This is a genomic window from Luteipulveratus mongoliensis (assembly GCF_001190945.1).
Lineage (GTDB): Bacteria > Actinomycetota > Actinomycetes > Actinomycetales > Dermatophilaceae > Luteipulveratus > Luteipulveratus mongoliensis.
The window spans coordinates 2,190,069-2,215,296 of sequence record NZ_CP011112.1; the positions used below are offsets into that span (position 1 = coordinate 2,190,069).

At 70.0% G+C, this 25,228-nt stretch carries 23 protein-coding genes; 12 read left to right on the forward strand and 11 right to left on the reverse strand.

Annotated elements, in window-relative coordinates; all coding sequences use genetic code 11:
- Position 1: 1 nt before the first annotated feature.
- Positions 2–853, forward strand: coding sequence for a hypothetical protein (locus VV02_RS10495; RefSeq protein WP_052591511.1), 852 nt, complete (start codon positions 2–4; stop codon positions 851–853).
- Positions 850–2,523: a class I SAM-dependent methyltransferase gene (locus VV02_RS10500; RefSeq protein WP_052591512.1), complete on the forward strand. Its 1,674-nt coding sequence runs from the start codon at positions 850–852 to the stop codon at positions 2,521–2,523. Before VV02_RS10495 ends, VV02_RS10500 begins: the two co-directional genes overlap by 4 nt.
- A 6-nt stretch (positions 2,524–2,529) precedes the next feature.
- On the opposite strand, the gene VV02_RS10505 is transcribed toward VV02_RS10500, so the two are convergent.
- From VV02_RS10505 to VV02_RS10525, 5 genes are read right to left on the reverse strand one after another with little or no spacing between them, the layout of a single operon-like run.
- On the reverse strand, positions 2,530–4,182 hold the full coding sequence (locus VV02_RS10505) for a hypothetical protein (RefSeq protein ID WP_052591513.1): 1,653 nt from the start codon (positions 4,180–4,182) through the stop codon (positions 2,530–2,532).
- Complete coding sequence (locus tag VV02_RS10510) at positions 4,175–5,056, reverse strand: hypothetical protein (protein ID WP_052591514.1); 882 nt, start codon at positions 5,054–5,056, stop codon at positions 4,175–4,177. Before VV02_RS10510 ends, VV02_RS10505 begins: the two co-directional genes overlap by 8 nt.
- A gap of 8 nt (positions 5,057–5,064) precedes the next feature.
- Entirely contained in the window at positions 5,065–7,371 is a 2,307-nt protein-coding gene (locus tag VV02_RS10515) for a glycosyltransferase family 2 protein (RefSeq protein WP_052591515.1), read from the reverse strand.
- Positions 7,372–7,383: 12 nt separating this feature from the next.
- Positions 7,384–8,439, reverse strand: a complete 1,056-nt coding sequence (gene pseI, locus VV02_RS10520; protein ID WP_052591516.1) for a pseudaminic acid synthase — start codon at positions 8,437–8,439, stop codon at positions 7,384–7,386.
- A gap of 3 nt (positions 8,440–8,442) precedes the next feature.
- A complete protein-coding gene (locus VV02_RS10525) occupies positions 8,443–8,955 on the reverse strand; it encodes a GNAT family N-acetyltransferase (protein ID WP_052591517.1) in 513 nt (170 codons plus the stop codon).
- Positions 8,956–9,078: 123 nt separating this feature from the next.
- Here VV02_RS10525 and VV02_RS10530 point away from each other — a divergent pair, with 123 nt between their 5' ends.
- The 4 genes from VV02_RS10530 to VV02_RS10545 are packed head-to-tail and all read left to right on the forward strand — an operon-like array spanning position 9,079 to position 11,760.
- Positions 9,079–9,333: an acyl carrier protein gene (locus tag VV02_RS10530; RefSeq protein ID WP_052591518.1), complete on the forward strand. Its 255-nt coding sequence runs from the start codon at positions 9,079–9,081 to the stop codon at positions 9,331–9,333.
- Positions 9,330–10,553, forward strand: a complete 1,224-nt coding sequence (locus tag VV02_RS10535) for an AMP-binding protein (protein ID WP_052591519.1) — start codon at positions 9,330–9,332, stop codon at positions 10,551–10,553. Before VV02_RS10530 ends, VV02_RS10535 begins: the two co-directional genes overlap by 4 nt.
- Positions 10,546–11,295 carry an SDR family NAD(P)-dependent oxidoreductase gene (locus VV02_RS10540; protein WP_052591520.1) on the forward strand — a complete coding sequence of 250 codons (750 nt, stop codon included), beginning with the start codon at positions 10,546–10,548 and terminating at the stop codon, positions 11,293–11,295. Before VV02_RS10535 ends, VV02_RS10540 begins: the two co-directional genes overlap by 8 nt.
- A 3-nt stretch (positions 11,296–11,298) precedes the next feature.
- Positions 11,299–11,760: a hypothetical protein gene (locus VV02_RS10545; RefSeq protein WP_052591521.1), complete on the forward strand. Its 462-nt coding sequence runs from the start codon at positions 11,299–11,301 to the stop codon at positions 11,758–11,760.
- Here the strand turns inward: VV02_RS10545 and VV02_RS10550 are convergent.
- Positions 11,757–12,668, reverse strand: a complete 912-nt coding sequence (locus VV02_RS10550; protein ID WP_052591522.1) for an alpha/beta fold hydrolase — start codon at positions 12,666–12,668, stop codon at positions 11,757–11,759. The genes VV02_RS10545 and VV02_RS10550 overlap by 4 nt on opposite strands.
- A gap of 97 nt (positions 12,669–12,765) precedes the next feature.
- On the opposite strand from VV02_RS10550, the gene VV02_RS10555 reads away from it, so the two are divergent.
- Complete coding sequence (locus VV02_RS10555; RefSeq protein WP_052591523.1) at positions 12,766–14,205, forward strand: DUF222 domain-containing protein; 1,440 nt, start codon at positions 12,766–12,768, stop codon at positions 14,203–14,205.
- A 10-nt stretch (positions 14,206–14,215) separates the two neighbouring features.
- Here the strand turns inward: VV02_RS10555 and VV02_RS10560 are convergent, their stop codons facing one another.
- The gene (locus VV02_RS10560; RefSeq protein ID WP_052591524.1) at positions 14,216–15,628 is read right to left on the reverse strand and encodes a hypothetical protein; all 1,413 of its coding nucleotides are present in this window, start codon (positions 15,626–15,628) and stop codon (positions 14,216–14,218) included.
- Between the two features lie 52 nt (positions 15,629–15,680).
- On the opposite strand from VV02_RS10560, the gene VV02_RS10565 reads away from it, so the two are divergent.
- The 3 genes from VV02_RS10565 to VV02_RS10575 all read left to right on the forward strand — a co-directional run bounded on the left by VV02_RS10565 (position 15,681) and on the right by VV02_RS10575 (position 18,484).
- A complete protein-coding gene (locus VV02_RS10565; RefSeq protein WP_245633046.1) occupies positions 15,681–16,559 on the forward strand; it encodes a glycosyltransferase family 2 protein in 879 nt (292 codons plus the stop codon).
- 2 nt (positions 16,560–16,561) lie between these two features.
- Positions 16,562–17,575, forward strand: a complete 1,014-nt coding sequence (locus VV02_RS10570; protein ID WP_052591525.1) for a hypothetical protein — start codon at positions 16,562–16,564, stop codon at positions 17,573–17,575.
- A gap of 120 nt (positions 17,576–17,695) precedes the next feature.
- A complete protein-coding gene (locus VV02_RS10575; RefSeq protein WP_052591526.1) occupies positions 17,696–18,484 on the forward strand; it encodes a hypothetical protein in 789 nt (262 codons plus the stop codon).
- 44 nt (positions 18,485–18,528) lie between these two features.
- Here the strand turns inward: VV02_RS10575 and VV02_RS10580 are convergent, their stop codons facing one another.
- Positions 18,529–20,430: a CocE/NonD family hydrolase gene (locus VV02_RS10580; protein ID WP_052591527.1), complete on the reverse strand. Its 1,902-nt coding sequence runs from the start codon at positions 20,428–20,430 to the stop codon at positions 18,529–18,531.
- A 97-nt stretch (positions 20,431–20,527) separates the two neighbouring features.
- Here VV02_RS10580 and VV02_RS10585 point away from each other — a divergent pair, with 97 nt between their 5' ends.
- A complete protein-coding gene (locus VV02_RS10585; RefSeq protein WP_052591528.1) occupies positions 20,528–21,478 on the forward strand; it encodes a DNA-3-methyladenine glycosylase family protein in 951 nt (316 codons plus the stop codon).
- A 23-nt stretch (positions 21,479–21,501) separates the two neighbouring features.
- Complete coding sequence (locus tag VV02_RS10590; protein ID WP_052591529.1) at positions 21,502–22,332, forward strand: SDR family oxidoreductase; 831 nt, start codon at positions 21,502–21,504, stop codon at positions 22,330–22,332.
- Here VV02_RS10590 and VV02_RS10595 read toward each other — a convergent pair.
- From VV02_RS10595 to VV02_RS10605, 3 genes are read right to left on the reverse strand one after another with little or no spacing between them, the layout of a single operon-like run.
- On the reverse strand, positions 22,322–23,143 hold the full coding sequence (locus VV02_RS10595) for an ABC transporter permease (RefSeq protein ID WP_052591530.1): 822 nt from the start codon (positions 23,141–23,143) through the stop codon (positions 22,322–22,324). The genes VV02_RS10590 and VV02_RS10595 overlap by 11 nt on opposite strands.
- Complete coding sequence (locus VV02_RS10600) at positions 23,130–24,065, reverse strand: ABC transporter ATP-binding protein (protein WP_052591531.1); 936 nt, start codon at positions 24,063–24,065, stop codon at positions 23,130–23,132. Before VV02_RS10600 ends, VV02_RS10595 begins: the two co-directional genes overlap by 14 nt.
- Positions 24,062–25,159 carry a LolA family protein gene (locus tag VV02_RS10605; RefSeq protein ID WP_052591532.1) on the reverse strand — a complete coding sequence of 366 codons (1,098 nt, stop codon included), beginning with the start codon at positions 25,157–25,159 and terminating at the stop codon, positions 24,062–24,064. The genes VV02_RS10600 and VV02_RS10605 overlap by 4 nt, the downstream gene beginning before the upstream one ends.
- Positions 25,160–25,228: the final 69 nt, after the last annotated feature.

A 25,228-nucleotide genomic window follows, 5' to 3' on the forward strand; every position in this document is an offset into this window, starting at 1 on the left:
CATGGACTCCAGCAACCACTGGTACCGGCATGCCCACATCTGGTCGCAGTACTGCGGGCTGGGTTTCGAGCACCCGCCACGTCTCAACGGCGTCATCCAGCACGGCTGGACGTTCGTGCACGGCTTCGGCGCGGGTCACGCGCCGCCGCACGGCTTCGCCAAGTACATCTGGGCCGACGTCAACCGGCGCCGCGGCCAGGCGATCGGCTGGCGTGACTACTACGTCACCGGTGCACCGTTCCTCTATCTCGATGAGATGACGCCGTACGCCGAGGACGACCCCGAGCCCGAGGGCACCATCTGGTACCCGTTCCACGGCACGGTCGACTACGAAGCCGTCTCCGGCGACCACGACCGGCTGATCGATGAGATCAACGCGACCGAGACCGGTCCGGTCACGATGTGCCTCTACTACGTCGAGTACAAGATCCCGGCCATCCGGGCGAAGTACGAGGACGCCGGCTTCCGGGTCATCAGCCACGGCGACCGAGGCATCAAGTGGACCGGCGGCGACGCGGACTTCCTGCCCAGCCAGCTGCGCGAGCTGCGCCGCCACCGGCGGGTCGCGTCCAACCGGCTGAGCACCGCGATCATGTACGGCGCCTCGCTAGGGCTGCAGCCCGCGGTCTACGGCGACCCGATGGACCTGGTCGGCGTGAAGGCCGGCTTCAACGGCACCGACCTGCTGGAGCACACCTTCCCCGAGCTGCACGGCACCGACATCGATGCCGCGGTGGCCCATGAGATTGCCAATCGTGAGCTCGGCCGCGACGCCATGCTGAGTCCCACCGAGCTCGCCCTGGTCCTCGGCTGGGAAGAAGAGCAGCGACTGACGACGAAAGTGAGCGCATGACTACCACGACCCAGGTCGACCGCCCGGACAACGTTCTCCTGGTGCCGGGCGCCATGCAGAACTGGTCCGACCTCGACCACGGTCCGGCCGGCACCTCCGCAGCCTTGCGTGCGCTGGTCGAGCAGCATGTCGGCGACGGCTCGCGAGTCGCGGTCGTCGGTCCGCACGCGCTGGACCTGATCAGCGGCCTGGCCAGCCAGGTCTCGCACCTGAGCGTGTTCACCCGCTCGATCCCGGACGCCGCGACCATCGGCGCCGCGCTCTCGGAGGTCCCGTCCGCGAAGGTGTTCTGCGGCAGCGTCGCGCACCTGACCGAGCAGCCCGAGCCGTACGACGTGGTCATCGCCCTCGATGACGTCACCCGGGTGCTCTCGCTGGAGACCGAGGCCCTCACCTGGCGTGAGATGTTCGATGCCGTACGCCGGTTGGTCGCCCCCACCGGCACCCTCCTGCTGGCCGTCGAGCACGAGCTCGGCCTGCACCGGATCGCGTCCCTGCACTCGCGCTACACCGCCAACAACGACGCCGACTGGTCGGTCACCGCGACCTTCGACCTGAGCCGCCCTCGCACTCCGAAGGCCGTGCTCGCCGCGGCCGCCGAGGCGGGACTGACCACGCAGGCCCTGGGGTCGGCGTACCCCGCCTGGGACGACCAGACCGTGCTGGCGTACGGCGCCGAGAGCTTCACGCCACCGATGCATGCGGTGCTCGCAGCGGTGACTCTCGGGTCGCCGGCGTTCCGTCGGGTCGGCGCGGATCCCACCCGCGTGACTCGTGCGGCCGTCATGTCCGGCCGTCTCGCGGACCTGGCGTCGGGATGGGTTTTGGTCGCGAGTGGCGTTGCAGGGCAAGGTAATTCGCCGACAAAGGCCATCGTCGAGTCGACGTTGCATGGTGGCGTCGCGACCTACACCGCGGTGCGCGCCGGAGTGCAGCGCACCCTCGACGACGGCGAGCCGACCAAGATCGCGATCCCGGCCGGGTCTCGGCTCCTGTCCGAGGACATCCTCGACGCCTGTGCGGCCCACGACCTCCCGGTGCTGCGTCGTCAGCTCAAGCAGTACGCCGGCTGGCTGGCTGCCGCTGCCCCCGAAGGCACCCTGCCGGCGGCGCGCAGCGATGCCCGCCTGGACAACGTACTCGTCGACGGTGACCGGTTGCTCCCGCTCGCTCCGGGTGACCGTGAGCGGCCGCTGGAAGCGGCCACGTGGGTCGGCCTGGCCGATCTGGTCCACGTTATCCGGGCCCGTGGTGCACGCCACCCGTGGCCGTCCGCGATGGACGACCGCACGATGCTGGCGACGATCGGCGCGATGGCCGGGCTGACTCTGCAGGACGACCTGGACCGCTACCTCGCTGCAGCGCCTGCCTCACAGGAGCCGGCGTTGCCCGCGCACGACGTGCCGGGTCTGCTGGCCGTCATCGAGCGGCTCACCGAGACCAACGAGGCGCTGGCTTCGCGGGCGCAGTGGTTCGAGGACCGGCTCAACACGCGCGAGCGTGAGATGCGTTCGCGCGCCTCACGGCACGACGAGGAGCTCAAGCGCGTCATGCGGCAGCAGGACGTGCTGCGCGAGTCGGCCGAGGACGTACGTCGGTCCATCACCTACCGGACCGGCAACGTCGTGATCGGCCCGATGCGCAAGCTGCGCGACCGCACCAAGTCGTAGCAGCCGTCAGCGGGTGCGGCGGAGCGCCCGGACCTTGCCGTCGAGCTTGCGCGCGACGCCGCGGACCAGCGTCTTGGGCTGCGCGACGAGGCTTGCTCGGCGCATCTGGTTGGCCAGCCGGTAGGTCCGGGATCGGCGCAGGTCCTGGGCCAGCTTGACGGCACGGTCGCGGTTGCGCGCTGCGCCGAGGGCCTGCTGGCGCAAGGTCCTGATGCGTGCTTCACGGATCAGCAGCTGCTCGTCACGAGCCGCGAGCGTGTCGGTGAGCGCAGCCACCCGGTCCTGCAGGATGTCCAGCCGCGAGGCCTCGTCGACGACGGCGGGCACGGCAACTGCCGGGGCGTCGGCCTCCGGGGCAACGGTGCCTGGAGCGACACCGGACATCGTGAGCCACAGCTGGACCAGGTCCTCCTCGCCGAAGATCGCCGGCCAGGCGCTGCGCCGACCGGAGTGGGCGAACCGCGTGGCGAACCGGCGCCAGGCCTGCGCGAGGCGGGCCTCCGATGCGCTGACCTGCCGCGCCGACGGGTCGGGCTCGCGCTCCACATCGGGTGCGTCCTCGGCGACCGGGGCCGCATCGGTGACGGGAGCGTGCCGGAGGCTGATGCCGCGTGCCAGGGTGGCGCCGGCCACGCGGACCTCGTCGAGTCGGATCTCGGAGGACTCGGCTGCGTCAGCACTGCTGCGGACCCAGTCACCCAGCTGGCGGGCGACCGCCCTGAACGCCGGCAGGTCCGCGCGTGCGATGTGGCGCAGGAGCGTGCGCTCGACCGTGATCGTGTCCGGGACCCGCTGCGGCAGCGCCGCTGCAGTGTCGGCGTCCCCGCCGATGACCCAGTCCAGGCCGGGCCCGTCCTGGTCAGCCCAGACGACCGCGTCGTCGACGGTCCAGTAGACCGATCGTCCACGACCGCCCGAGACCGCGACCCACTGTGTCGCGAGGTTGGACAGCTGGCCGCTGCGCGCCGCAACCGCGACGACATCGGGCGCGGGGATGCTCGCCGTGCCGGCCTGGTCGATCACGTGCTCGACCACCTGCGCTGGCAGTGAGCCGTCGCGGCTGCCGGTGGCCAGCGCGTCGATCACCGCGGCGCCGGGATTGACCGGGTCGCCGTACAGGCCGTGCACGGTGGTGACCGGCTGCCCGGCGGCAGCAAGAGCCTGCGCCAGCGCGGCCGCAGAGGTGGGCCTGGTCGGGTCGTCGTCCGCGCGCGCCCAGTCGATCCGCTCGGCGTGGCCAAGAGCCATCAGCGGGGCGTCATTGCCCAGTCCGACGATGACCGTGCCGCCGGCCTGTGCCAGTGCGGTGACGTGCGCCAGCCGCTGCTGCCAGGGCATGGTGTCGGCTGGTGGCAGCAGGCCGTCCAGCCCGCCCAGGGCGAGCACCAGCTCGCGCGGCTGGGAGCGGCGGTCCTGGGCAAAGGCGGCGATGCCGGCGGTGACGAGCTCGACCGCGTCGGGCAGCTCGTCCTTGAGCTGCGACGCCTCCTCGTCGGTGGCGACCAGGACGGTGGTGCTGCGGCTGCGCTCCAGCACGAGGTCCAGGATCTGCGGGCTCGGCAGGCCGAGGACGTAGGCCGACTCGACCCGCGGGATGACGTCACCCAGCAGCGTCGGCACCAGCGCGGTGTCGGCGGTCTCGGGGATCGGATCAGCCACGGGTGCTCCATTCGAGGACGGCGCGCAGCTCATCGCGCGGCATCAGGTGGTCACGCCCGAGCTCGCGGTCGGCGAGCTCGCGCAGGGTGCGGTCAGGGGAGGTGGAGTCGCGCAGCAGACCGTCGATGGGCTGCTGCACAGCAAGTCCGAGAGGCGCCTGCCCGTAGACGCGGACGGGCAGTCCGGCCGAGGCGGCGTAGAGCAGGGGCGTGTCCATCGCGTTGCTTGCCACCCGCTCGTGCGCGCGCAAGAGGTCGAGCAGACGCAGGAGGTAGCGCGGCTCGTCGGTGCCGGCCTCGTCGTCGCGATCACCCAGGGGGACGACGTCGAACCCTGCGTCCTCGTAGGCCCGCTTGAGGGCATCGATCGCGAAGTCCTGGTGGGACAGGGCGACGGTGACAGGCCCGGTCTCGCGCTCATGGATCTGGGCGATCAGTCGGGTCGCGCCGTGCACGCCGTGCAGGTCATGACGCGGCAGCCAGAGCGTGCCGGCCGGCGGGACCTGGGGCTTGTCGCCATTGCCATTGCCATTGCCATCGCCGTTCCCGTTGCCGTTGGGTGCCTCCGACGGCAGCCAGTCCGGCTCCTGGACCTTGGGCATCTCGTCGCGGTCCAGGGTGAGCAGGTAGAGCCAGGGTGCACCGATGACGACATGGCCGGTCTGCCCTCGGGCCGTACGTCGGCGACGCGCAGCATCGCTCCAGAGGTACGCCGTCCGGCTCGGTCCCAGCTCGTCGGCCGCTGGGCACGGACTCACCAGGTCCCAGTCGTGCTGGATGTGGCCGGCGATGCTCGGGACGCTGTAGGGGTCGACATCGCCGACATAGACCGCCAGCGCCTGGTTCTGGCCGAGAAGGGTGTTGTGAGGATGCATGGCGCGCCTCACCGTACCTGCGCGCGGACCGTCTCGGCGACGGTCGTGAGGGTCAGATGACGACCGTCGGCCTCCCAGTCCAGGGGCAGCACGCTGGCGAGGGCGGCCTGACAGGCAACGGCCTGGTCGCCGGTCGCCAGCTCGACGAACAACGTCCACTCACCGGCCGGGGCGCCCGGCTGGATCGGCTGGTCGACCTCGGGGATGAGCTGTGCCGACGGCACCGTGACCTGCCAACGGCCGTCGGCGCGTACGACGTCACAGCTCGCCTCGGCGTAGTCGTCCGAGCCCGGCAGGAAGCGGCGCCAGGAGAAGGCGGTCGGCGGGAGGCTGGACCACTCGACGCCCTCGACCACGAGGTCGGACCCATCGACCCGCGCGGTCACCGCGGACGGGTTGGCCGGGCCGTGGGTCAGGTTGGCCAGCCCGAACGGCGTGCGTACGAGAGAGACCAGCTCGTCGCCGGACTCCAGGGACACGGCACCGTGGTGCGCGGGCCAGGTGAGGTTGTGCGAGCCGAGGTCGGTGTCCAGGCGCAGCGCCCGCACCGAGCGGAGGGTGAACGGGTCGTCGGGGTAGTCACCCTCCAGCGCCTGCTCGCCCGGGATCCGCGCGATGACCCGCGAGCCTCGCTCGTCCTCGATCACCTCGGCAGCGATGGTGACCGGCGTGGCTGGCGCCGTGCGCGCGATCACCACATCGGCGCGCCGCAGCCGGTCCGGGCTGAGGCACTCGAGCACCAGGTGGCCATCGGTGGCACTGGCGCCGGTGACTATGACCGGGTCGGCCACCCGGTGCAGCACGTAGGCACCCTTGGTGCCGCGGCCGGGCTGGATCCACTCGTGATCGCTGAGCCAGTGCCCGTGCGGATAGTTGGGACTGCCGCCGCGCGGGCCACCCAGGTGCGCCTTGCGACGCATGCTGCCCACGCGCAGGTCGAGCTCGAAGCGCAGCGGCCAGACCAGCTCGTACTCCTTGTCGACCTGCTCGAGGTCGACGCTCACCTCGAAGCCGACAAGCGTGCGGTCGGCGTGCTGATCGACAGTCTCGAACCGCTTGACTGCCAACGGAATTCGCTGGATGCCATTGATGAGGGAGGCTTCCAGCTCGGAGTCCGCGACCATCGGCAGGTGGCTGATCTCAGCGGTGCCGCGCAGGGTGACGGTGCTGCCCATCCAGGCGACGTGGTCGACCGTGCTGCGCAGCCGCAGGGACGTCATCGGGTAGGCGTAGGTCTTGGCGGGCGCGGTGGAGCGGCCCCGGCCAGGGAAGTCGGCGTCGAACTCCCACGGCCGGCTCCGGCGTCGGTGGACGTGACCGCCGCCGACCAGGCCGCCCTCGTCACGGAACACCGCAAGGTCGTGCAGCAGCTCCGCATCGCCGGCGCGCAGGGCGTGCCACTGGATCTGATCGAAGCGCGGACGTGAGCCGATGTTGACCTGGAGCCTGTTGACGAGGCGCTGGCCGAGCTCGATGGTGCGCTCGACGTCCTCCTCGGGTACGACCGCGAAGGCCTGGGCGAGCGCGATCACGTCGATGAACGTGAAGTAGTCGTGCGTCGCCTGCCGCACCTCGGGCGACGCCTGCTGGTCGAGGATGTCCAGCACCATCTCGGCCGAGACGACTCGGTCGAGCAGGTTGTCGTAGCGGAAGACCTGCTGGGTGATCGAGTCGCCCGACTCACGCTCGCGCCAGAAATAGGTCGGGGTGTTGATCACGTCGACGGTCAACGCGTCGAGGTGCGCCTTCAGCGTGACGGGATAGTCCTCGTACCGGATCGGCGGGAAGGCGTAGCCGTATTCGTCCCAGAACGAGCGGCGGTAGACCTTGTTCCAGACCATCCGGTCCATGACCAGCTCGGGCCGCTCGAGCACGTGGGTCGCGAGTCTCGGTGTGGCGCAAGGCTTCTGGTGAGTCCAGGACTGGCGTACGCCGGACGTACGGCTGAAGCGCTTGGCGTTGCCGAGGACGAACGAGGAGCCGGTGCGCTGCAGGCTGCCGACCATCTGGGCGTAGGCGTTGAACGGCACCAGGTCGTCGGAGTCGACGTAGGTGATGAACTCGCCGTGGGCGTGCGCCGTGCCCGTGTTGCGCGCTGGCCCGAGGCCCTGGTTCTCCTGGATGACCAGCTTGAACCGCTCGTCGCGAGCGCAGAAGCGCTCGGCGATCTCGATGCTGTTGTCGGGCGAGCCGTCATCGACCATGACGACCTCGAAGTCGGTCAGGGTCTGGCGGCGCAGCGACTCGAGGCAGTCATGCAGGTAGGCCTCGACGCCGTAGTAGGGAACGACGATCGACAGCAGGGGAGTAGGCACGCGCGCCCCGGGCTAGAAGAGGTCCCAGGACAGCGCGGTGCCCTTGGGCACGTCCTGGGTGAAGGTGCGGCCCTGGACGAGATCGAAGGTGTCGGGGGCCAGGCCGTTGGCCGGGCGGATCGACCGGACGTTGTCCGGGGTGATCGCGTCGCCCGCCTTGACGTCCGCCACGACGTAGAGCGAGCGGCGGAACCGCAGGCCCTCCTTCTCCTGCTGGCGAGCACCGATCCGCGCCTGTCCCAGGCACTGCCAACCGACCTTGGTCTGGGACACCAGCGCCTCGAGCTCGTCCGGCTCGCTGGAGAACGCCGAGTCCACGCCGCCGCCCTCGCGCTGCAGCGTCACGTGCTTCTCGACCAGACAGGCGCCGAGGGCGACCGCAGTGATGGCGGCGCCGATGCCGATGGTGTGGTCGGAGTAGCCGATCAGCGTGCCGAGCGCATCGGCCATCACGGGGATGCCGCGCAGGTTGGACTCGCTGGGGTCGGCCGGGTAGTTGGCCGTGCACGCCAGGACCACGATCTGCTCGTTGCCGGTGCTGCGCGCGGCCTCGACGGCTGCGTTGATCTCACCGAGTGAGGCCATGCCGGTGGAGATGATGATCGGCTTGCCCTTGGACGCCGCGAGCCGGATGAGCGGCAGGTCGACGATCTCGGACGACGCGATCTTGTACGCCGGTGCGCCCAGCTCCTCGAGCAGGTCGATGGCGGTCGGGTCGAACGGCGAGGAGAAGACCGTGATGCCGACCTTCTTGGCCTCTTCGAAGATCGGTGCGTGCCACTCCCACGGGGTGTGCGCCTCGGTGTAGAGGTCCCAGAGCGTACGACCGCCCCACAGCTCGTGGCCCTCGGACAGCCGGAAGTCAGGCGAGTCCGACTCGATGGTGATCGTCTCGGGCTTGTAGGTCTGCAGCTTGACCGCGTGCGCGCCGGCCTTGGCGGCCATGCGGACGATCTCCAGTGCCTTGTCCAGCGAACCGTCGTGGTTGCCGGACATCTCGGCGATGATGTAGGGCTCGTGCTCCGGACCGATCGAGTGCGGGCCGATCTTGATGTCGGGCAGGGTCATGGGTCAGGCCTTCTGCTGGTCTCGGGTACGGCGGATGCGGTGCACGAGCGTGGGTTTGCCACCGACCTCGCGCTCGTAGGAGTCGATCTCCTCGAAGCCGCTGCGCTGGTTCATGCTGCGCACGGCCTCGTTGTGGTCCAGGACCTCGCCCTCCAGGATGTCCAGACCGAGCTCCTCGAAGGCGTAGCGGGCCCCTTCGCGCTGGATCTGCATCCAGGCGGGGAGCAGCGTGCCCGACGCCGTCAGGCCCGCGTTGTCGAGGTAGTAGCCCCACATCCCGGAGCGCGGGCTGGTGCCCTCCGGGGTGATGTCGAAGAAGTTCACGACGCCGGCCGGCTGGTCGCGGCGCTCGTACATCAGCACCAGGCGGGACGGGTCCTGCTTGACCGCGGCCCACCACTGCTCGTGCATCTCCGGGGTGATCTCGTCCTGGGTCAGGGAGACCGCCTGGACGTCGGGATGATTGCGCCAGACGCGGACGGACTCCTGGTCGGCGTCCGTGGCGGGGCGAAGCATGAAGAAGCCTCCGGAAGAGTTGAAGGGGGCGGGGGCGGGAGCGGCTAGGGCGGTCGGGCGGGGGAGGCATTTACACTACAACGGGCCCGGCCCCGGGCATTCATCCGATGACAGCGAGGATCAATGAGCACGCAGCTCAGCCGTGACCAGGTGCGCACCATGATGGCCGAGGTGCTGTCCGCGCAGGGCAAGGAGCTCCCGGCCGATGACTCGGCCTCCCTGGAGACCATCGGATTCCGGTCGCTGGACTTCTCCGAGCTGGCGCTGCGCGTCGAGGACGAGATCGGCGACGAGCTCAACTTCGACGCCCCCGGTCTGCGCGCGATCGAGACCATCGGTGACGTCCTGGACTTCCTCGAGCAGCTGCAGACGGCGTGACGCAACCCGCTGAGCCCGTCGGTGCGGGCAACCGCATCATCACGGCCGGGTACGACGGTCCTTGGAGTGGACTGCCCGGTTTGCCGAATCTGCCGCCGGCCGCCGCTGTGCTCGTCGCCGACAACACCGAAGCCGTGCGAGCGGTCTGGCAGGCCGCGACCACGCCGCGCGAGACGCTGGTCGCGGCCTCGACGCGGGTCGGGGACGAGCAGGCCCAGGGGTTCCGGGAGAGCGGCCTGGCAGTCGTACGCGCCGGGCAGGTAGAGCCGGCCCTCACCGAGCGGGAGCCCGAGGTCGGGCGGGTCTGGTTGCTGACGTCCGGCTCGACCGGGCGACCCAAGCAGGTCGCGCACACCCTCGAGTCGCTGACGACCGTCGCCGGTGACCCTCCGCCGCGCACCTGGCTGTGTCCTTATGCGACCGGCGCGTACGCGTGGTGGCAGGTCGTCACCTTGTCGCTGTCGCTGCCCGGTCAGGACGTGCTCTTCATCGAGCCGAGCGAGCTGGACCGCTGGCCGAAGATGGCGCTCGACGCCGGCGTTACGGCCGCCTCAGGTACACCGACCTTCTGGCGACAGGCGCTGTTCCGTTCCGGCGATGTGCTGGCTCAGCTGCCGCTGGAGCAGATCACCCTCGGCGGCGAGCCGGTCGACCAGGCGATCCTGACCCGGCTGCGCGAGGTCTACCCGGAGGCGCGGATCTCCTGGATCTACGCCTCGTCCGAGGCCGGCGCGGCGATCGTCGTGCACGACGGGCTGGCGGGCTTCCCCGCCGCCTGGCTGGACCGCGAGACGCCGGGTCGCCCGCGGCTGTCGATCGTCGACGGCGAGCTGGTCATTGCCTCGTCCAAGGCGGCCGAAGGTATGGACGCCGCCATCCGCACCGGTGACCGCGCCGAGATCGTGGACGACCGCGTACTCATCACCGGCCGGATCGCCTCCGACGAGATCAACGTCGGTGGCTCCAAGGCGTCGGCGTCCAAGGTGCGTGGCGTCCTGCTCGACCACCCGGACGTCGAGTGGGCTGCCGTCCGCGGACGCAAGGCACCCCTGGTCGGTCAGGTGGTGATGGCCGAGGTCGTGCTGACCGAAGGCTCCTCGACCACCGACGTCGAGCTGACCGCGTGGTGCGCCGCACGACTGCCTGACTACTCCGTGCCGCGCCGGCTGCGCGTGCTGCCCGAGATCCCGATCAAGGAGACCCTGAAGAGCGATGTCTGACCCCACCGGCCCCATCCCCGCAGCCCAGTGCGTGCTCATCACCGGCGGCACCAAGGGCCTGGGCCTCGAGCTCGTCCGGGACACCCTCGCGCAGGGCGCCAAGGTGGCGACCTTCTCCCGCTCGCTGACACCGGAGATCGAGGCGCTGCGCAAGGAGCACCCTGACCGGCTCTTCGTCGCCTCGCTCGACATCAACGACGAGGCCGGGGCCAAGACGTTCCTCAAGGACGCCTCCGCCGCGCTCGGGCCGATCGACTCGCTCGTCAACAACGCGGCCATCGGGCAGGACTCGATGCACCTGCACACCTCGCCCGAGCGCATCGCGCAGATCGTCCAGACCAACCTGACCGCGCCGCTGATCCTGACCCGGGCCTTCATCCGGCACGCGATGGCCAAGGTCGGCCGTGGCCGCATCGTCATGGTCACCTCGATCTGCGCCCAGCGCGGCTACTCCGGCCTCGTCGCGTACTCCGCGACCAAGGGCGGGCTCGACTCGGCGATGCGCACTCTCGCGCGTGAGATGCACGGACGGTTCATGGTCAACTCCGTGGCCCCGGGCTTCTTCGACTCCGAGATGTCCTCCGTGCTCGGCACCGAGCAGCTGTCCACCATCGCGCGGCGTACGCCGTCGGGTCGCATGGTCACCCCGACCAACATCGCGCCGGTCGTGCGCTCGCTGCTGTTCGACGACACCAACATGAACGGCCAGGTCGTCGTCATTGATGGCGGCGGCTCGATCTAGTCCATGCGCTTGATCCAAGAGGTCTCCTGGGGCGATGCCCCGGGAGACCTCTTGGCTTCTGTCGCGACCCCGTCGTCACTGACGGTCGACGCGTCGGTCTCGCGGACGTCGTACCCCTCGTCGTCGCGGACCTACCTCGCCGATGGCAGAGGCGTGGCGTGGACTGCATTGGCACCCAACGGTTTTCGGCTGGCGATCGACGCCGAGCTGGTGGCGCAACGGGTGCCGCCTGCCGTCGTACGCCGCGCTCGGCTGACCGAACCCGTCGAGCCCGTGGACTTCTGGCGGCGGTGGACACAGGCCGAGGTGCTCGCCAAGCTGCTCGACGTCCCGATCCTGTTGTGGGTGCGTACGCATCGCCTGGTCGCGCCGACCGAGCTGGACGCGTCGGTGGCCTTGCGGACCGTGCTGTACGACGACCTCGTCATCACCTTCGGCCTCGCCCGGGAGGGCGCGGCCGACTAGCCGTCGTGGGTCGCGGTGACGAGCGTTCGCAGCGGCGCGGCGACCTCGTCCGGCTGCTCGATCCACGGGAGATGTCCTGCGCGACGCACCGGGCGCAGCTGTGCGCCACGTGTCGCATCTGCGAGCTGGCGGGCGTTGTCGAGCGGACGAGGGTCCTCGGTGCCGTGGATGAATGTCACCGGGCAGGTGACGGACGCGGCCCAGGCGACACAGTCCTCGTCGGTGAACGTCAACGCCTTGTTGGCCCGCGTGTTGATCGCCAGATCGACCTCGGCCATCGGTCGCGCGAGCTCGATGCCTTGCGTGGCGTCGGCGTAGTCGGTGGCCCAGTGAAGCTGTCGCCACTCGGTCTCCTCGGCTGCGGTGCGCACGGTGCGTTCTTCCAGGTCGCCCAGGCGCGCCGCGAACGGACGTCCCCGCCTCGCGCGCTCGCGCATGAACGGCGTCTGCCAGTCGCCGATCCCGACACCCGAGACGTAGCCCAGGCCGGCGGTGTGCGAGGGGTGTCCTGAGGCGTACGCGAGGGCAAGCGTGGCGCCGAAGGAGTGGCCGATGACGGTCCAGCGGTCATAGCCGGCCGCGGCGCGCAGGGCGTCGAGGTCGGCGACGTACTGGGACATCGAGTACGGGCCGCCGATGTCGCTGCGTCCGCACCCGCGCTGGTCGTAGCGATGGACGAGGGTGAGGTCGTCGATCAGGGCCGCGAGCGGGGCGAGGTAGTCCCACAGACCGGGGCCGCCGTGCACGAGGACGACGGGCGGATGGGCGCCCGGCGATCCGGTCGTCCAGGTCGCGAGTCGGTGGCCATCCGGCATGGGCGTGAGGCGCATAGCGCGAGCGTACGTCGCGGTTGCGGCCGGGTGGTCGCGGTGGGTGTCAGTGGTCGATGGCAGGCTGTTGTCGGCCATGTCTGGAACTCTTTGTGGCAGCGAAAAGCATTGGCAATGAAGATGATTGGGCACATTCCGGGTTGACCGTGGATTCGAACATGTGTATGGTCTCTGCATGGGGAAGATAGCGCAGGTCATCGGTGCGGAGGCGGTCCGCACCGATGACCTGCGTGCATTTCTTGACGCGCTGCCGGGTCTGAGCGCCGACGTGAGCGACTCCGAGCGGATCGATCAGCTGGCTCTGCTGGAGCGGGTTCAGGCGGCGTGCGTGGCGGCGCAGGCGAGGGTGATGGTCGACTTCGATGCGTCGCAGAGACATGACCAGGCTGAGGCCGGTGTGCCGCGGCGTCGGCAAGGTGGGGGAGTGGCCGACCAGATCGGTCTGGCCTGCAAGATCTCGCCGCAGGCGGCTGCGATGCGGCTGGGGCGTGCCCGCGTGCTGGTGGCCGAGATGCCGTGCACGATGAGGGCGCTGGCGCGTGGCGACATCAGTGAACGCGTCGCCGACGCAGCCGTGCGACAGACGTCTCACCTCGAGCCGGCTGATCGCCGGGCCGTCGATGCGCTGGCCGCTCCTCGGTTGCCTGACATGTCACTACGCGAGGCAGACGCGGCCGTACGACGACTGGCCTATCAGCGCGATCCTGAGGGGTCTGTGGCTCGCATTGCGGCGGCGGCGCGGGATCGGGCGGTCTGGTCTCGGCCGGCGCCGGACTGCATGAGCCGGCTGAGCGCGATCCTTCCGGCCGCGCAGGGCGTTGCTGCCTATGCGTCACTCGACCAGCAGGCGCGACATCTGCGGGCGCAGGGAGACGGCCGGACACTGAGCCAGCTCAGGGCAGATGTACTCGTGGAGCGGCTGACGGGGCAGGCCAGCGCAGAGGCCGTGCCGGTCGAGGTCGGCATCACGATGACGGTCGAGGCGTTGCTCGACGACAGTGACGAGCCCGCCTATGTCGACGGTCACGGCCCGGTTCCGGCCGCACTCGCCCGGACGATCGCGGCAGGACGCCAGCAGGCAGAGACTTCGCGCGACCCGGTGGGGGAGCGGTCGCGGGCTTGGGTGCGACGGATCTTCACCGACCCGATCGACGGGTCAGTGATTGCCGTCGACCCCCGACGCCGCGAGCTCGACGGTCCGCTGCGTCGGCATCTCGACACTCGGGACCGGGTGTGCCGAGTGCCGTTCTGCGACAGTCCGATTCGGCACCGCGATCACGTGGAGCCCTACTCCGAGGGTGGGCTCTCCACGATCGCCAACGGGCAGGGCGTGTGCGAACGGTTCAACTACACCAAGCAGCTGCCCGGCTGGCGCACGATCGTGCTGCATCCGGGACACGAGCATCCCAGGCACGAGCACTCCACGACCGATGCGGCACAGCGACGGCCACGGGCACGCGGGCCGGCGCACCGCGTCGAGATCATCACGCCGACCGGTCATCGCTATCAGTCCCACGCGCCGCCGGCCCTCGGTCCCGGTGCCGTGCCGGCGCGGATCGGCGAGGTCAGCGAGCTGGAGCACCAACTGGTGCTGCGGTTGATCGATGCTGCCTGAGTGCCTGGGCTCAGCTCGGGCGCCGCTTCACCCGTGATCGTGCAGCCTCGACAAGGCGGTGAGTGGGCGCGGTCATCACCAGCAGGACGCGTCGGGGCAGCGGTCCGTCCGCGGTGCCGATCGCGTGCTCGAGGGCTCGGATTCGGCGTTCCTGCTCGCTGACCTTGCGCTGCAACCACTGCACCTGGCCCGAGCGATCGCGCAGACCCGCGGTCAGCTCGGCGACCCGTTGGGCCGAGTCGGAGGCGGCAATGCTCGCACCCTGCGACGTCGTCGCCGGCTCGGGCCCGTCCGCCGGGGTGAGTCCGGCAAGGGCTCGCAGCTCACGAGTCACACCCTGCGCATCCAGCTCGGGCGCGAAGGGATGTGCACCGGCAGCACCCGCCACCTGGTCACCCAGCTCAACCAGCGCCACCCCGCAAGCGTTCTCGTCGTCGTAGGCGCCCCGCAAGTCGGCGAGCAGGACGCGGGTCCGTGCGAGATTGCCGTCCCGCAGCGCCCGCAGCAGGGGCAGGCGACGCGACACAAGGGTCGACTCAGACGACACGGTCGCCCCAGACCCCGCGTCCGAAGAGGGCGTGACTGCCGGCAGCATCACCGTGCTCGGGACGTGCCCAGCGACCAGCAACCACCCGGCCGCGAGGTCGCGCGCCGCGCCCGCCTCGATCGCATCAATCGCGCGATCCGCTCCCTCAACGCGGTGCACCGACGCAGCCAGTGTCTCGACGGCGGAAGTCCGCCCCTCCTCGTCCTGGCTGTCGACCGTGACGACCGGTGACGCGAGGCTGGGCAGCACCGACCGCCCCGCCCACAGGTGGAGGCCAGCGTCCTCGAGCAGCGACCGCAGCTCGTGGTGGAAGGGCCGGCGGACGTCGTACCCGCTGGTGCCGACCCACCAGGCCCGGTCGTCCGCGAGGGCGCGCGGCGCAGGCACAGCCGACAACGTGTCGAGCCCGATCCCGTTGGCTACCAACGCGATCAGGGCACCATCAGCGGCCAGCGCATCAGCCGCGACACCCAGCATGTCAGTGTGCGAGAGCCCAGGGGAGTCCGGCGTGAGCAGGACCTCAGGCGGGTCGAGAACGACGACGAGGTCGTACCCCGCATCGGCCGCCAGGCGGTCCAGCCCACCGCACAGGGCAATCACGCCGGCATCGGCGAGCGAGGTGGCGTCCGGCAGCCCACGCACCAGAGCCGCGACCTCGCGGTCGCGCAGCGCGGGCGCCAGGACCGATGCGCGCGGTCCGGCGAGCAGAACCCGTCGGGCGCCGGACGGCACGGCTGCCAGCACCAGCTCCTCCAGGGCGCCGAGCGCGGCGGCCGGCAGGTCACGCTGCTGCGGCATCTCGCCGCCGATAAGGCGAACGCCGTCGCCGGAGGGGTCAGTGTCGCCGGAGGGGTCAGAGTGGGACGACTGGGACAACGCTGCCTCGCTCGCGGATGTCAGTGGTGGGCCGGTGATCTAACCTAGCCGGGTGCCTCAGGAGACGACCTTGCCCCGTGTCGGAGTGGTACTGCTGCACATGGGTGACCGCCCGGTCGAGCTCGCTGAGGCACTGCGCACCCTGCGCGCCCAGGAAGACGTGGATCTGGACGTCGTTCTCGTCGGCAACGGCTGGGAGCCGCAGGGTCTGCCCGACTGGGTTCGCACCGTGCACCTGCCCGAGAACGTCGGCATCCCCGAGGGCCGCAACGTCGGTGCTCGTGAGGTCAAGGGCGAGCTCCTCTACTTCTACGACGACGACGCGTCCCTGCCGACACCGGATGTCCTGTCGCGCCTCGCCCGCGTGATCCTGGGCGACCCGACGGTCGCTGTTGCCCAGCCGCGCGGACTCGACCCGACCGGCAAGCCGTCACCGCGCCGATGGGTCCCGCGCTTCAACGTCGAGGACGGCGGCAAGGCCGGCCCGGCCACCTGGTTCTGGGAAGCCGTCTTCATGGTCCGCTGCGAAGCCTTCGAACAGGTCGGCGGCTGGCCCGGTCACTTCTTCTACGGCCACGAAGGCATCGATCTCGCATGGCGTCTGGTCGATGCCGGCTGGACGATCCAGTACGTCCCCGCCGTCATCGTCAACCACCCCGCGACCAGCCCCGCGCGACACCAGGTCTTCTACCGGATGAACGCCCGCAACCGGGTCTGGGTCGCTCGCCGCAACCTGCCTGCCCCCTTGGTGCCCGTCTACCTCGCGTCCTGGACCGCCGTCACCCTCGCGAGAGTGCACGACAAGGACGCGCTTGCGGTGTGGTTCAAGGGGTTTGGCGAGGGTATGACCTCGGACGCGGGGGAGCGCCGACCGATGTCCTGGCGCACCGTCGGTCGTCTTGCTCGTGCCGGCCGTCCGCCGGTGATCTAGCCGTGGCTGAGGGGCGAGACGCGGGTCTGCATGTCGTGATCACCGGGGTCAGGAGCCTGACCCACCTGGTGCATGTGGCGTCCTACCTGCGCGCCGAGCTCACCCGTCGTACGACACCCATCACCGTCGCGTACGTCGGCGGCGGCACGTTCCTGGGCCGCGCGTCGGTCGGTGAGGACGACGTACGCCGTCTGCTCCCGTCGGACGAGCGGCTGCAGCTTTCCTTCGCCGAGGGTGACGCCCGCTGGCAGTGCCCAGACGGCGTCGACGTCGTCTACGTCGCCGTCGGCGCCCCCGGCCTGAAGCCGTGGGCACAGCTGCGAAAAGCCAATCCTCGCAGGCGAATTCGCGTGGTCGTGACAGATGAAGGACTCGGCACCTACGGTGACTGGCGGACCCGGCGCGATGCCTGGGCACGACAGGGCGTGCAGGAGCCGTGGCGCTCGATCCGTACGGCCGCGGTCACCGGCGGCGCTCACGCGCTCACCTCCGAGAGGTGGCCGCTCTACCGGCAGAGCCACGGTTCGTGGCAAGTCGTCGAGGTCGTGGCCGACGAGTTCCGGCGGCACACCTCGGCGGTGACACCTGGCAGCGTGCCGCGCCGCGTCGTCTTCGCCACCCAGCCATGGGTGGACCTCGGGCTGCTCAATGAGGCTGCGTACCTGTCCCACGTCGAGCAGGTCGCGACCGCGGTTGACCGCTCCGGTGGCACGCTCACCGTCCGCCCGCACCCCGGGGAGCCGGCCGAGCGTTATGCCGGGTTCGAGCTGATGAGTGGGCATGGCCCGGCCGAGCTCGACCCAGAGGTCGTCCGAGCCGGAGCTGTCGTGGGTGGCGGCAGCACTGCCGTGCTCAATCTGGCGGCGGTCTTCGGGCTGTCCGCTGTCCGCCTCACGGTGCCGGGACTGGAGCACCTCGACAACGAGCTCGGCAGCGCTCAGCGCGACCTCTTGGAGGCGTTCACGGGACCGGTCGTCCCCGCGACCGAGCTGCACGTGCGCCTGCGCCTGGGCTGAACGAGTCTGCGGACGTCGCACCCGGCGACTAGTCTCGATGGTGTGAACGGTAAGGCGGGGAGTGGCGACGATGCCGGTTCGCGGGAGCGTGCGACCGGGACCGGAGGAGGAGCCGCGCGAATGAGCTCAGGAACCAAGGCGGGCCGCGTGCCAGCCGCATCGCGTGCCGCGACCGCTGAGGTTCGCCGGTTGGCAGCGTCTCCTGCAGCCCAGCGGATCGCCGGGCGGGTGCGCCAGGCGGCGCAGCAGACCGCCGCCCGCCTGCCTCACTCCGAGGTCGCGCTGCCGCTGCAGGCCGCGGACCTGCGCGGCGTCCGCGCCACCGACATCCTCGTCGACGGCGTCGAGGCGAGGGCAGCTCGTCGTACGGCCCGGGCCCTCGGTCTCCCACGCACGCTGGACGACACGTCCGCCTGGGTCGCGCTCGGCGCGTTGGCCGCGCTGGTCCGGATCGCCGACGACGGACGTCGGAAGGCGGTCGTCCTGGACGCCTCCGGTCCGCGGTCGCTGTTCTTCCGGTGGGCCACCCGCGCCGGGTTCGCCCCCATCCAGCTGGACGTGACCCGTCCTGAGGTGGTCGGCTCAGCGATCGACCCGGGCTCGGTCGACCTGGTCGCCCGACTCCACCCGCGCTCGGTGCGCGCTGATGAGGCGGACGTCGACCTCGTCCGCGGGTCGTCCGCACTGCGCCGCGGTGGCCTGATGTCCATCACCCTGCGCCTCGGGCCGGCGGCTGACGGTGGCGTCGGTGTGCCTGAGCTGCGTTCGCTGATCGCGCGCGCGGACGAGCAGGGCCTGAGCCTGATCGGGGATCTGGACATCACGGACGGGCTGCGCCTGCGCGCGGCTCAGCAGGCGTTCGCCGACAGCAGTGTCGGCCTGGCGCTGATGACGTTCCGGCGCCGGTGACCGCCGCGGGCCGGCGAAGCTGCTCACCGACCCGCGACGATGACCTACGGAGTCGGCACCTCGAAGGTGCCGCGTGGGATCACACCGCTGGGGATCGTGTTGTCGGCGATGTAGGAGTCGAGGAACGCCGATTTCGAGCCCTCGGTCTTCACATCATGCGCCGTCGACTGCACAGCCAGCTGCAGCTGGGCGTCGTTGACGGTGATCGTTCGACCACTGGCGTTGATGTACCAGTAGCCGCCCTGGATCGTGCCGATGGTGACCGCGAGGCGATGGCCCTTGGGCAGCGTCCAGTCCAGGGACTTCAGGTCGAACGTGCGTCCCGACTTGGTCAGCTCCGCCACGTTCTCGTTGATGAGGGTGGCCGTGCCCTTGTCCGGCGCCACGTCCCACATGCCCACATAGACCTCACCCTGGCCGCGCGTGTTGAGGATGATCCGGGGTGTCCCGGTCAGCCTCGTGCTCACCTTCACCGGCTTGGACCAGGTCTGGTAGGAGTTCGGGACTGCTGCGGCATCGGAGAGCTTGGCCGCACGACGCTGCGCCGCGGTGCCGAGCTGACTGGTGACCCGTTGGTCGACGTCCTGGCCCGAACGCTGCGTCCTGCGCGTCGGCACCTGGTTGTCGCGGACCTTCTCAGCCTGTACGGCGGTGAGTCCCTTGCCGTTGGCGTCTCCGGCACGTCGGGCACCGGCCGCGGGCGCCTGATCAGCGACCGGTCCGCTGTCGATGTACTTGCCCGGCTGGAGGGTCACCAGGGAGCGGTTCTGCGTCACGGGCCACGTGGTCTGGGCGCGCCAGCTGCCGAAGTTGTCCTGGATGGCGTAGTTGGGGTCCTTCACCGTGGGTTTGATGCCCTTGAGGTACTGGTCGTAGAACCGCACCACCTCGCCGAAGAAGTTCTTGCGACCCTGTGCCAGCCGGCCGGTGGTCGGGTCGACATCGTTGCCGCGCACGTGCTCCCACGGCCCCAGCCAGCCCCGCTCGGGTCCGACGTGGTTGCTCAGGAACTGCTCCATCTGCTCGGGCTTGGTGTTGCTCTCGGTGAAGCCCTGCGTCACGAACAGCGGGGTCGTGGTGCCCTTGGCCAGGGCCGCGTGGTTGCGCACCTTCCAGTACTTGTCATCGGCGCTGGTGTTGCTGACGTTGTCGTGCAGGTTGCGGGTGTAGCACTCGGGGTGCTGCTTCTCGTAGTCCGCCGCGGCCTTGTAGCGGGCGCTGTCGCCGGTGGTGCCGCCCAATCCTGCGATCGAGTTGTACGCCAGCGGCGTCCCGTCCTGGTTGGGGCGTGGCACGTCGTTGCTGTAGAGGTAGGGATACATGTTCCACAGCGGCTCCTGAGCCACCACCGCCTTGAGGCCCTTGGGCTTGAGGTCGTTGGCCCACAGGCCGGTGACGGCGTCGTACGACTTGCCGTAGGTGCCGACCTTGCCGGTCGACCACGGCCGGCTCGCGGCCCACTCGACGGAGGCCTTGATATCGGCCTGCTCGCCGGGTCCGACCCAGTCGAGGCAGCCGGTGCTCGCACCGAAGCCGCGCAGGTCGACCGCGATGAATGTGTAGCCGCGCTTCATCAGCTGGGCGCCGTCGATGAGGTCATCGAAGCGCGAGGTCGGCTGGTAGGTGTCGGTCTCACGCCCGGTCTGACCGGAGTGATTGAAGTAGGGCCCCATCGAGATGATCACGGGGGTCTTGGCGTTGGCCGGCAGGTTCGCCGGCCGGAAGATGTCCGCGTGCAGCGTCACCTTGGACGGTGCGCCGGCACGAGGGCTGGAGAAGTACTGCTCGCTCCAGGACGCGCCCTTGGGCACGCCGGGGTTGTCGGCGTGTGTGACGCCCTTGGCCGACGGCGTGACTGGAGCACCCTGCGCTGGGGCCGCCAGCGCTGCTCCGGTCGCCACGGCGGCGGTGGCTGCCAGGGTCGCCAGAAGTCGAGATCGATTCATGGGATCTTTGTTCCTCTCCGAGAGCATTCCTCCGGACCGACGGGCGGTCGCCCGGCTCAAAATAACGCGACGCGCCACCTGATCACGGAGACATCCGATGAATTACGTATCTGACATCGCGGCATCCGACGAGCCTGCGGTCCGCGCCTGGAGTCCGGGCCGCCCAGTCCCGCTGGGCACGATCCTGTCGGGACTTCGACACGGCGCCGGCGACCCGACCTGGCAGCACGACTCCTCCGGCATCTGGCGCGCCAGCCGCACACCGGACGGCCCGGTCACGATGCAGCACACGCTGATGCCGAGCGAGGCTGGAGACACGGTGACCACGCGGGCGTGGGGTCCGGGCAGCGACTGGCTGCTGGAGCACGTCCCGGATCTTCTCGGAGCGTCCGACGACCCGGACGGCTTCGTGCCCGATCACCCGGTGCTGCACGACGCGCATCGACGCGCGCGGCACTTCCGGGTGCCACGCAGCGGACTCGTCATCGAGTCACTGGTCCCGGTGATCATCGAGCAGCGAGTCACGGGCAAGCAGGCGTTCACGGCCTATCGCACGCTCATGCGTCGCTACGGCGAGCCGGCGCCCGGCCCCGGTGCCGCCCGCCGCCTCGTCGTGCCGCCCGCGGCCGCGACGTGGCGCCGAGTCCCGTCCTGGGAGTGGTTGCGCGCCGGCGTCGACGCGTCGCGAGCCGACACGCTGATGCGCGCGCTGGTCGTCGCGGCGCGGCTTGAGGACTGCGTGCACCTGCCCGCGGAGGAGGCCCGACGTCGGTTGCGCGCCGTGCCCGGCATCGGTGTCTGGACGGCCGCCGAGGTCGCCCAGCGTGCCCTCGGCGACGCGGACGCGGTCAGCGTCGGCGACTACCACGTCGCCAAGAACATCACCTACGCACTCGAGGGCCGCGTCGGTGACGACGCGCGCATGCTCGAGCTGCTGCAGCCGTACGCCGGGCACCGGTTCCGAGTCCAGCGCCTCATCGAGCTGGCCGGGATCGTACGACCTCGTCGTGGGCCTCGGCTGTCGGTACCGACCCACTTGCCACGCTGAACAGTCCGAAGGATGACAGGACCATGACGACGCTCAACGTTGACTCACACGCGATCATCACCGGCGGCTCCAGCGGCATCGGGCTGGAGACCGCGCGGCTGCTGGCCGCACGGGGTGTGACCGTCTCGCTGGTGGCGCGGCGGCAGGAGGTGCTCGATGCAGCCGCCGAGGACCTACGTGCAGACGGGGCCACCGTGCAGGTCGCCTCTGCGGATGTGGCTGACCAAGAGAGCATCGTCGGGGCCATCAGAGGCCTGGAGTCCGCCGCGGGTCCGTGCGACGTCCTGGTCACGAGCGCGGGCCAGGCCAGGCCGGGACACTTCCTCGAGCTCGATGACGAGGTGTTCCGGCGGATGATGGAGGTCGACTACTTCGGCACGCTGTACGCCGTGCGGGCGGTGGCACCGGGCATGGTGGCGCGAGGCGGCGGATCGATCGTGGCGGTCTCGTCCGGTGCCGCCCTGGTCGGCGTCTTCGGCTACACCGCGTACGGTCCGGCGAAGTTCGCCGTACGTGGCCTCATGGAGGCGCTGCGTTCGGAGCTGGCGCCGCATGGCGTGCACGTGGCGTGCGCCTACCCGTCGGACGTTGATACCCCGCAGCTTGCTGAGGAGAACGAGTTCAAACCGGCGGAGACGGCAGCGATCAGCGGGACCGTCAAGCCGGTCCGGCCCGAGCGGGTCGCAGCTGCGGTCGTGCGGTCGATCGACTCCGGCCGGTTCGCGGTCTACTCCGATCCCGGGATGGCCGCTCTGGCCGGCGTCGGACCGCTGCTGGCCCCGGTCGTCCGGCGCTTCGTCGATCGCAAGGTTCGTGCGGTGAGACGAGGGGCCGGCACCGGCCTCAGGACGTGACGTCCTTGCTGCTGAACCGCGCCCAGGCCGCCAGCCAGGCGACGACGATGTAGGTCAGGGCGACGAACACCCCGTCGACCAGCGGATCCCAGTTGATCGGGTCGCGGAACACCTCGATGAACGCCGTCCAGTGATGCGTCGGCAGATAAGGCCCCAGCCAGTCCAGCTGCGGGATCTGGTCCAGGATCAGGCTGATGACATCGATCGCGATGACGCCGATAGCGGCGCCGATCGGCTGCTCGGTCAGGGTCGAGAGGAACAGCCCGATGGCGCCGAGCGATGCCAGGCACAGCACGACGTACGCCGTCACGATCAGGATCCGCAGGACCGCGTCTCCCATGCCGATCTGGGTTCCTGAGAGCAGCGTCATCCGCCCGGTCCCGAACAACGGGATACCGATCGCGGCGCCGACGACCACGATCAGGAGCGCGGCGACCGCGGCGGCGATGACGATCATCGTGAACTTCAGGACGAGCAGGCGGGTACGGCTCACGGGCACCGTCAGCAGGTAGCGCAGCGTGCCGATGTTGGCCTCGCCCGCGACGCTGTCTCCGGCCACCAGACCGATCGCCAGAGGCAGGAAGAACGGCAGCTCCATCCCCAGGGCCGCGAGCGGCACGAACAACCCGTTCTGCGTGACTGAGCCCAGGAAGTTGGGGGCTTCTGGACCCGGCGCGGAGGCGGCCACCTTGATCGAGATCGCCAGCACGATCGGCACGGCGGCGAGCACCAGCATGCCGACCTGGTTGCGGCGCCGTCCGAGCACGAGGGTGAGCTCGGACCGGAGCAGCCGGCTGCTACCCGCTGACATCGAAACCCTCCCCGGTCAGGGACACGAACAGGTCCTCCAGGCTGGGCTCCTCGACGGCGTACCCGAGCACAGGCACCTCGGCGCGAACCAGCGCAGGAACGACACTCGTCCGCGGCGTCTCACCGATCAGCCCGCTCGCGTGCGCATGGTCGACCTTGACGTCGTCCAGGCCGAGCTCGTGCAGCACTCGTGCCGCATCGGCCGGCCGATCCGTCTGGACCACCGCGCGGCTGGTCGTCGTGGCGCGCAGCTCGGCCACCGGTCCCTGGGCGACCAGCGCGCCCTCGTTCATGACACCGATGTGCGTGCAGATCTGCTCGACCTCGGCGAGCAGGTGGCTGGAGACAAGGACCGTGCGTCCTTCGTCGGCAAGGTCACTGACGAGGTGTCGCACCTCCCGAGTCCCTTGCGGGTCAAGGCCGTTCGTCGGTTCGTCGAGGACGAGGAGGTCTCGCGGTGACAGCAGCGCAGCGGCGATTCCGAGGCGCTGTCCCATGCCCAAGGAGTACGCCCGGTAGCGCTTGTCCGCGGCCGCCAGCAGTCCGACGCGATCGAGCGCCTCGTCGACGCGATGCGCTCTGTCACGTGGGTCCGTGCTGGCGTCCGCGTCGTCGAGTCGGCGCAGGTTGGCCCGGCCGCTGAGGTACGGGTGGAACGCCGGACCCTCCACGAGGGCGCCGACCCGCGGCAGCACGGAGGCCGCCGACGAGGGCATCGCCTCCCCGAGCAGAGAGTGCTCTCCCGCGGTGGGGCGTACGAGTCCGAGCAGCATGCGGATGGTGGTGGTCTTGCCCGAGCCGTTCGGCCCGAGGAAGCCGTACACCGAGCCGCGGGGCACGACCAGATCGATACCGGCGACGACGGTCTGGTCGCCGAATCGTTTGGTCAGCCCCGCGGACTCGACCGCGAGGGCTCCGGTCACTTGACCGCGGCGTACAGCGTCCGCGGGGGCACCGCACCGACCAGGAGCTTGCCGTCATCGGTCAGCAGCGCGGTGAACAGCGTGCCCTCCAGCTGGTGGCCTGAGCCCCACGTGCCGTGCACGCGCGGCAGCATCTTGACCAGCTGGCTGACGTCGGGACCGCTCTCCTTGCCGGACTTGGGGTTGAGCAGCTCGTCAGGCACGTTCGCCTTGAGCACGGAGGCCCAACCGGCGCCGACCACGTTGGGCGAGCTGGTCTTGAGCAGGCTGCCCAGCTGAGACGGCATGATGCCCGAGTTCTTATGTGTCGGAACGGATTTGGTCGTCACCTTGGTGCCGGGCGGCGGGTTGAAGGTGAACTGCCCGGCGTCCGGCTTGCCGAAGTCGACCGACGTGAACCCGACTTCGATCGCGGGCTTGGAGATCTTGGTCGAGTGGACCTGAACCCGCAGCGGTACGTGCGTCTTGCCGTCCACCGCGACGCGCACGTCCTTGACGAGCGTGCCGGACTGCTTGGGTGTGAGGACCAGCTCGTACGCCGCTCGCCCGGCGACCGAGGTCGTCCCCCCGACCGAGACATTGGTGCTCGGACGGAGGTCGGCGAGGATCGCGTTGCTCGTCTCCTGCGGGGTGATCGGGACTGATGTCTGTGCGCGCGTCTGCTTCGCAGGCAGCGTCAGGTGGGTCGCCGAGCGGCCCTGGCTGGACCACAGCCACACGTCGCGGCCGTTGCGGATGACGTCGGACTCGCCGTTGGACCCGAGCAGGGCGAGGCGTGCCTTGTCGTCACCGGAGGCCCAGACCCGCATGGTGTGGGTGCCGGAGATGAGGGACGACAGCTCGCTGCTGCCGCGTCCGCCGCCGGTCGGGAGCGCCGGCAGGCCCAGGTCGACCGAGGCGACCACGGTGCCGGACAGGCCTGGGATCTTCACAGTCTGCACGTCGGTCATCAGCTGGGCCGCGCTGCGCTCGGGCAGGTTGGTGTCGGCGCTCGCGCTCATCCGGCTGGCTACGGCGCTGCCGCCGATGAGGCAGGCCGCTGCCGCCACGGGGGCGGTCCATCGAAGGGACGGGTGCTCGGCGATGAGGCTCATGACTCATATGTTGCGCCCGGCCCCCTGTGAAGGTGCTGAGAACCTGACAGCCCTCTCAGGCGCGACCAT

Coding starts and splice junctions, on each gene's coding strand:
- VV02_RS10495 (WP_052591511.1), top strand. CDS start 2: ATGGACTCCAGCAACCACTGGTACCGGCATGCCCACATCTGGTCGCAG.
- VV02_RS10500 (WP_052591512.1), top strand. CDS start 850: ATGACTACCACGACCCAGGTCGACCGCCCGGACAACGTTCTCCTGGTG.
- VV02_RS10510 (WP_052591514.1), bottom strand. CDS start 5,056: ATGCATCCTCACAACACCCTTCTCGGCCAGAACCAGGCGCTGGCGGTC.
- pseI (WP_052591516.1), bottom strand. CDS start 8,439: ATGACCCTGCCCGACATCAAGATCGGCCCGCACTCGATCGGTCCGGAG.
- VV02_RS10525 (WP_052591517.1), bottom strand. CDS start 8,955: ATGCTTCGCCCCGCCACGGACGCCGACCAGGAGTCCGTCCGCGTCTGG.
- VV02_RS10530 (WP_052591518.1), top strand. CDS start 9,079: ATGAGCACGCAGCTCAGCCGTGACCAGGTGCGCACCATGATGGCCGAG.
- VV02_RS10540 (WP_052591520.1), top strand. CDS start 10,546: ATGTCTGACCCCACCGGCCCCATCCCCGCAGCCCAGTGCGTGCTCATC.
- VV02_RS10545 (WP_052591521.1), top strand. CDS start 11,299: ATGCGCTTGATCCAAGAGGTCTCCTGGGGCGATGCCCCGGGAGACCTC.
- VV02_RS10550 (WP_052591522.1), bottom strand. CDS start 12,668: ATGGCCGACAACAGCCTGCCATCGACCACTGACACCCACCGCGACCAC.
- VV02_RS10555 (WP_052591523.1), top strand. CDS start 12,766: ATGGGGAAGATAGCGCAGGTCATCGGTGCGGAGGCGGTCCGCACCGAT.
- VV02_RS10575 (WP_052591526.1), top strand. CDS start 17,696: ATGAGCTCAGGAACCAAGGCGGGCCGCGTGCCAGCCGCATCGCGTGCC.
- VV02_RS10580 (WP_052591527.1), bottom strand. CDS start 20,430: ATGAATCGATCTCGACTTCTGGCGACCCTGGCAGCCACCGCCGCCGTG.
- VV02_RS10585 (WP_052591528.1), top strand. CDS start 20,528: ATGAATTACGTATCTGACATCGCGGCATCCGACGAGCCTGCGGTCCGC.
- VV02_RS10590 (WP_052591529.1), top strand. CDS start 21,502: ATGACGACGCTCAACGTTGACTCACACGCGATCATCACCGGCGGCTCC.
- VV02_RS10595 (WP_052591530.1), bottom strand. CDS start 23,143: ATGTCAGCGGGTAGCAGCCGGCTGCTCCGGTCCGAGCTCACCCTCGTG.
- VV02_RS10605 (WP_052591532.1), bottom strand. CDS start 25,159: ATGAGCCTCATCGCCGAGCACCCGTCCCTTCGATGGACCGCCCCCGTG.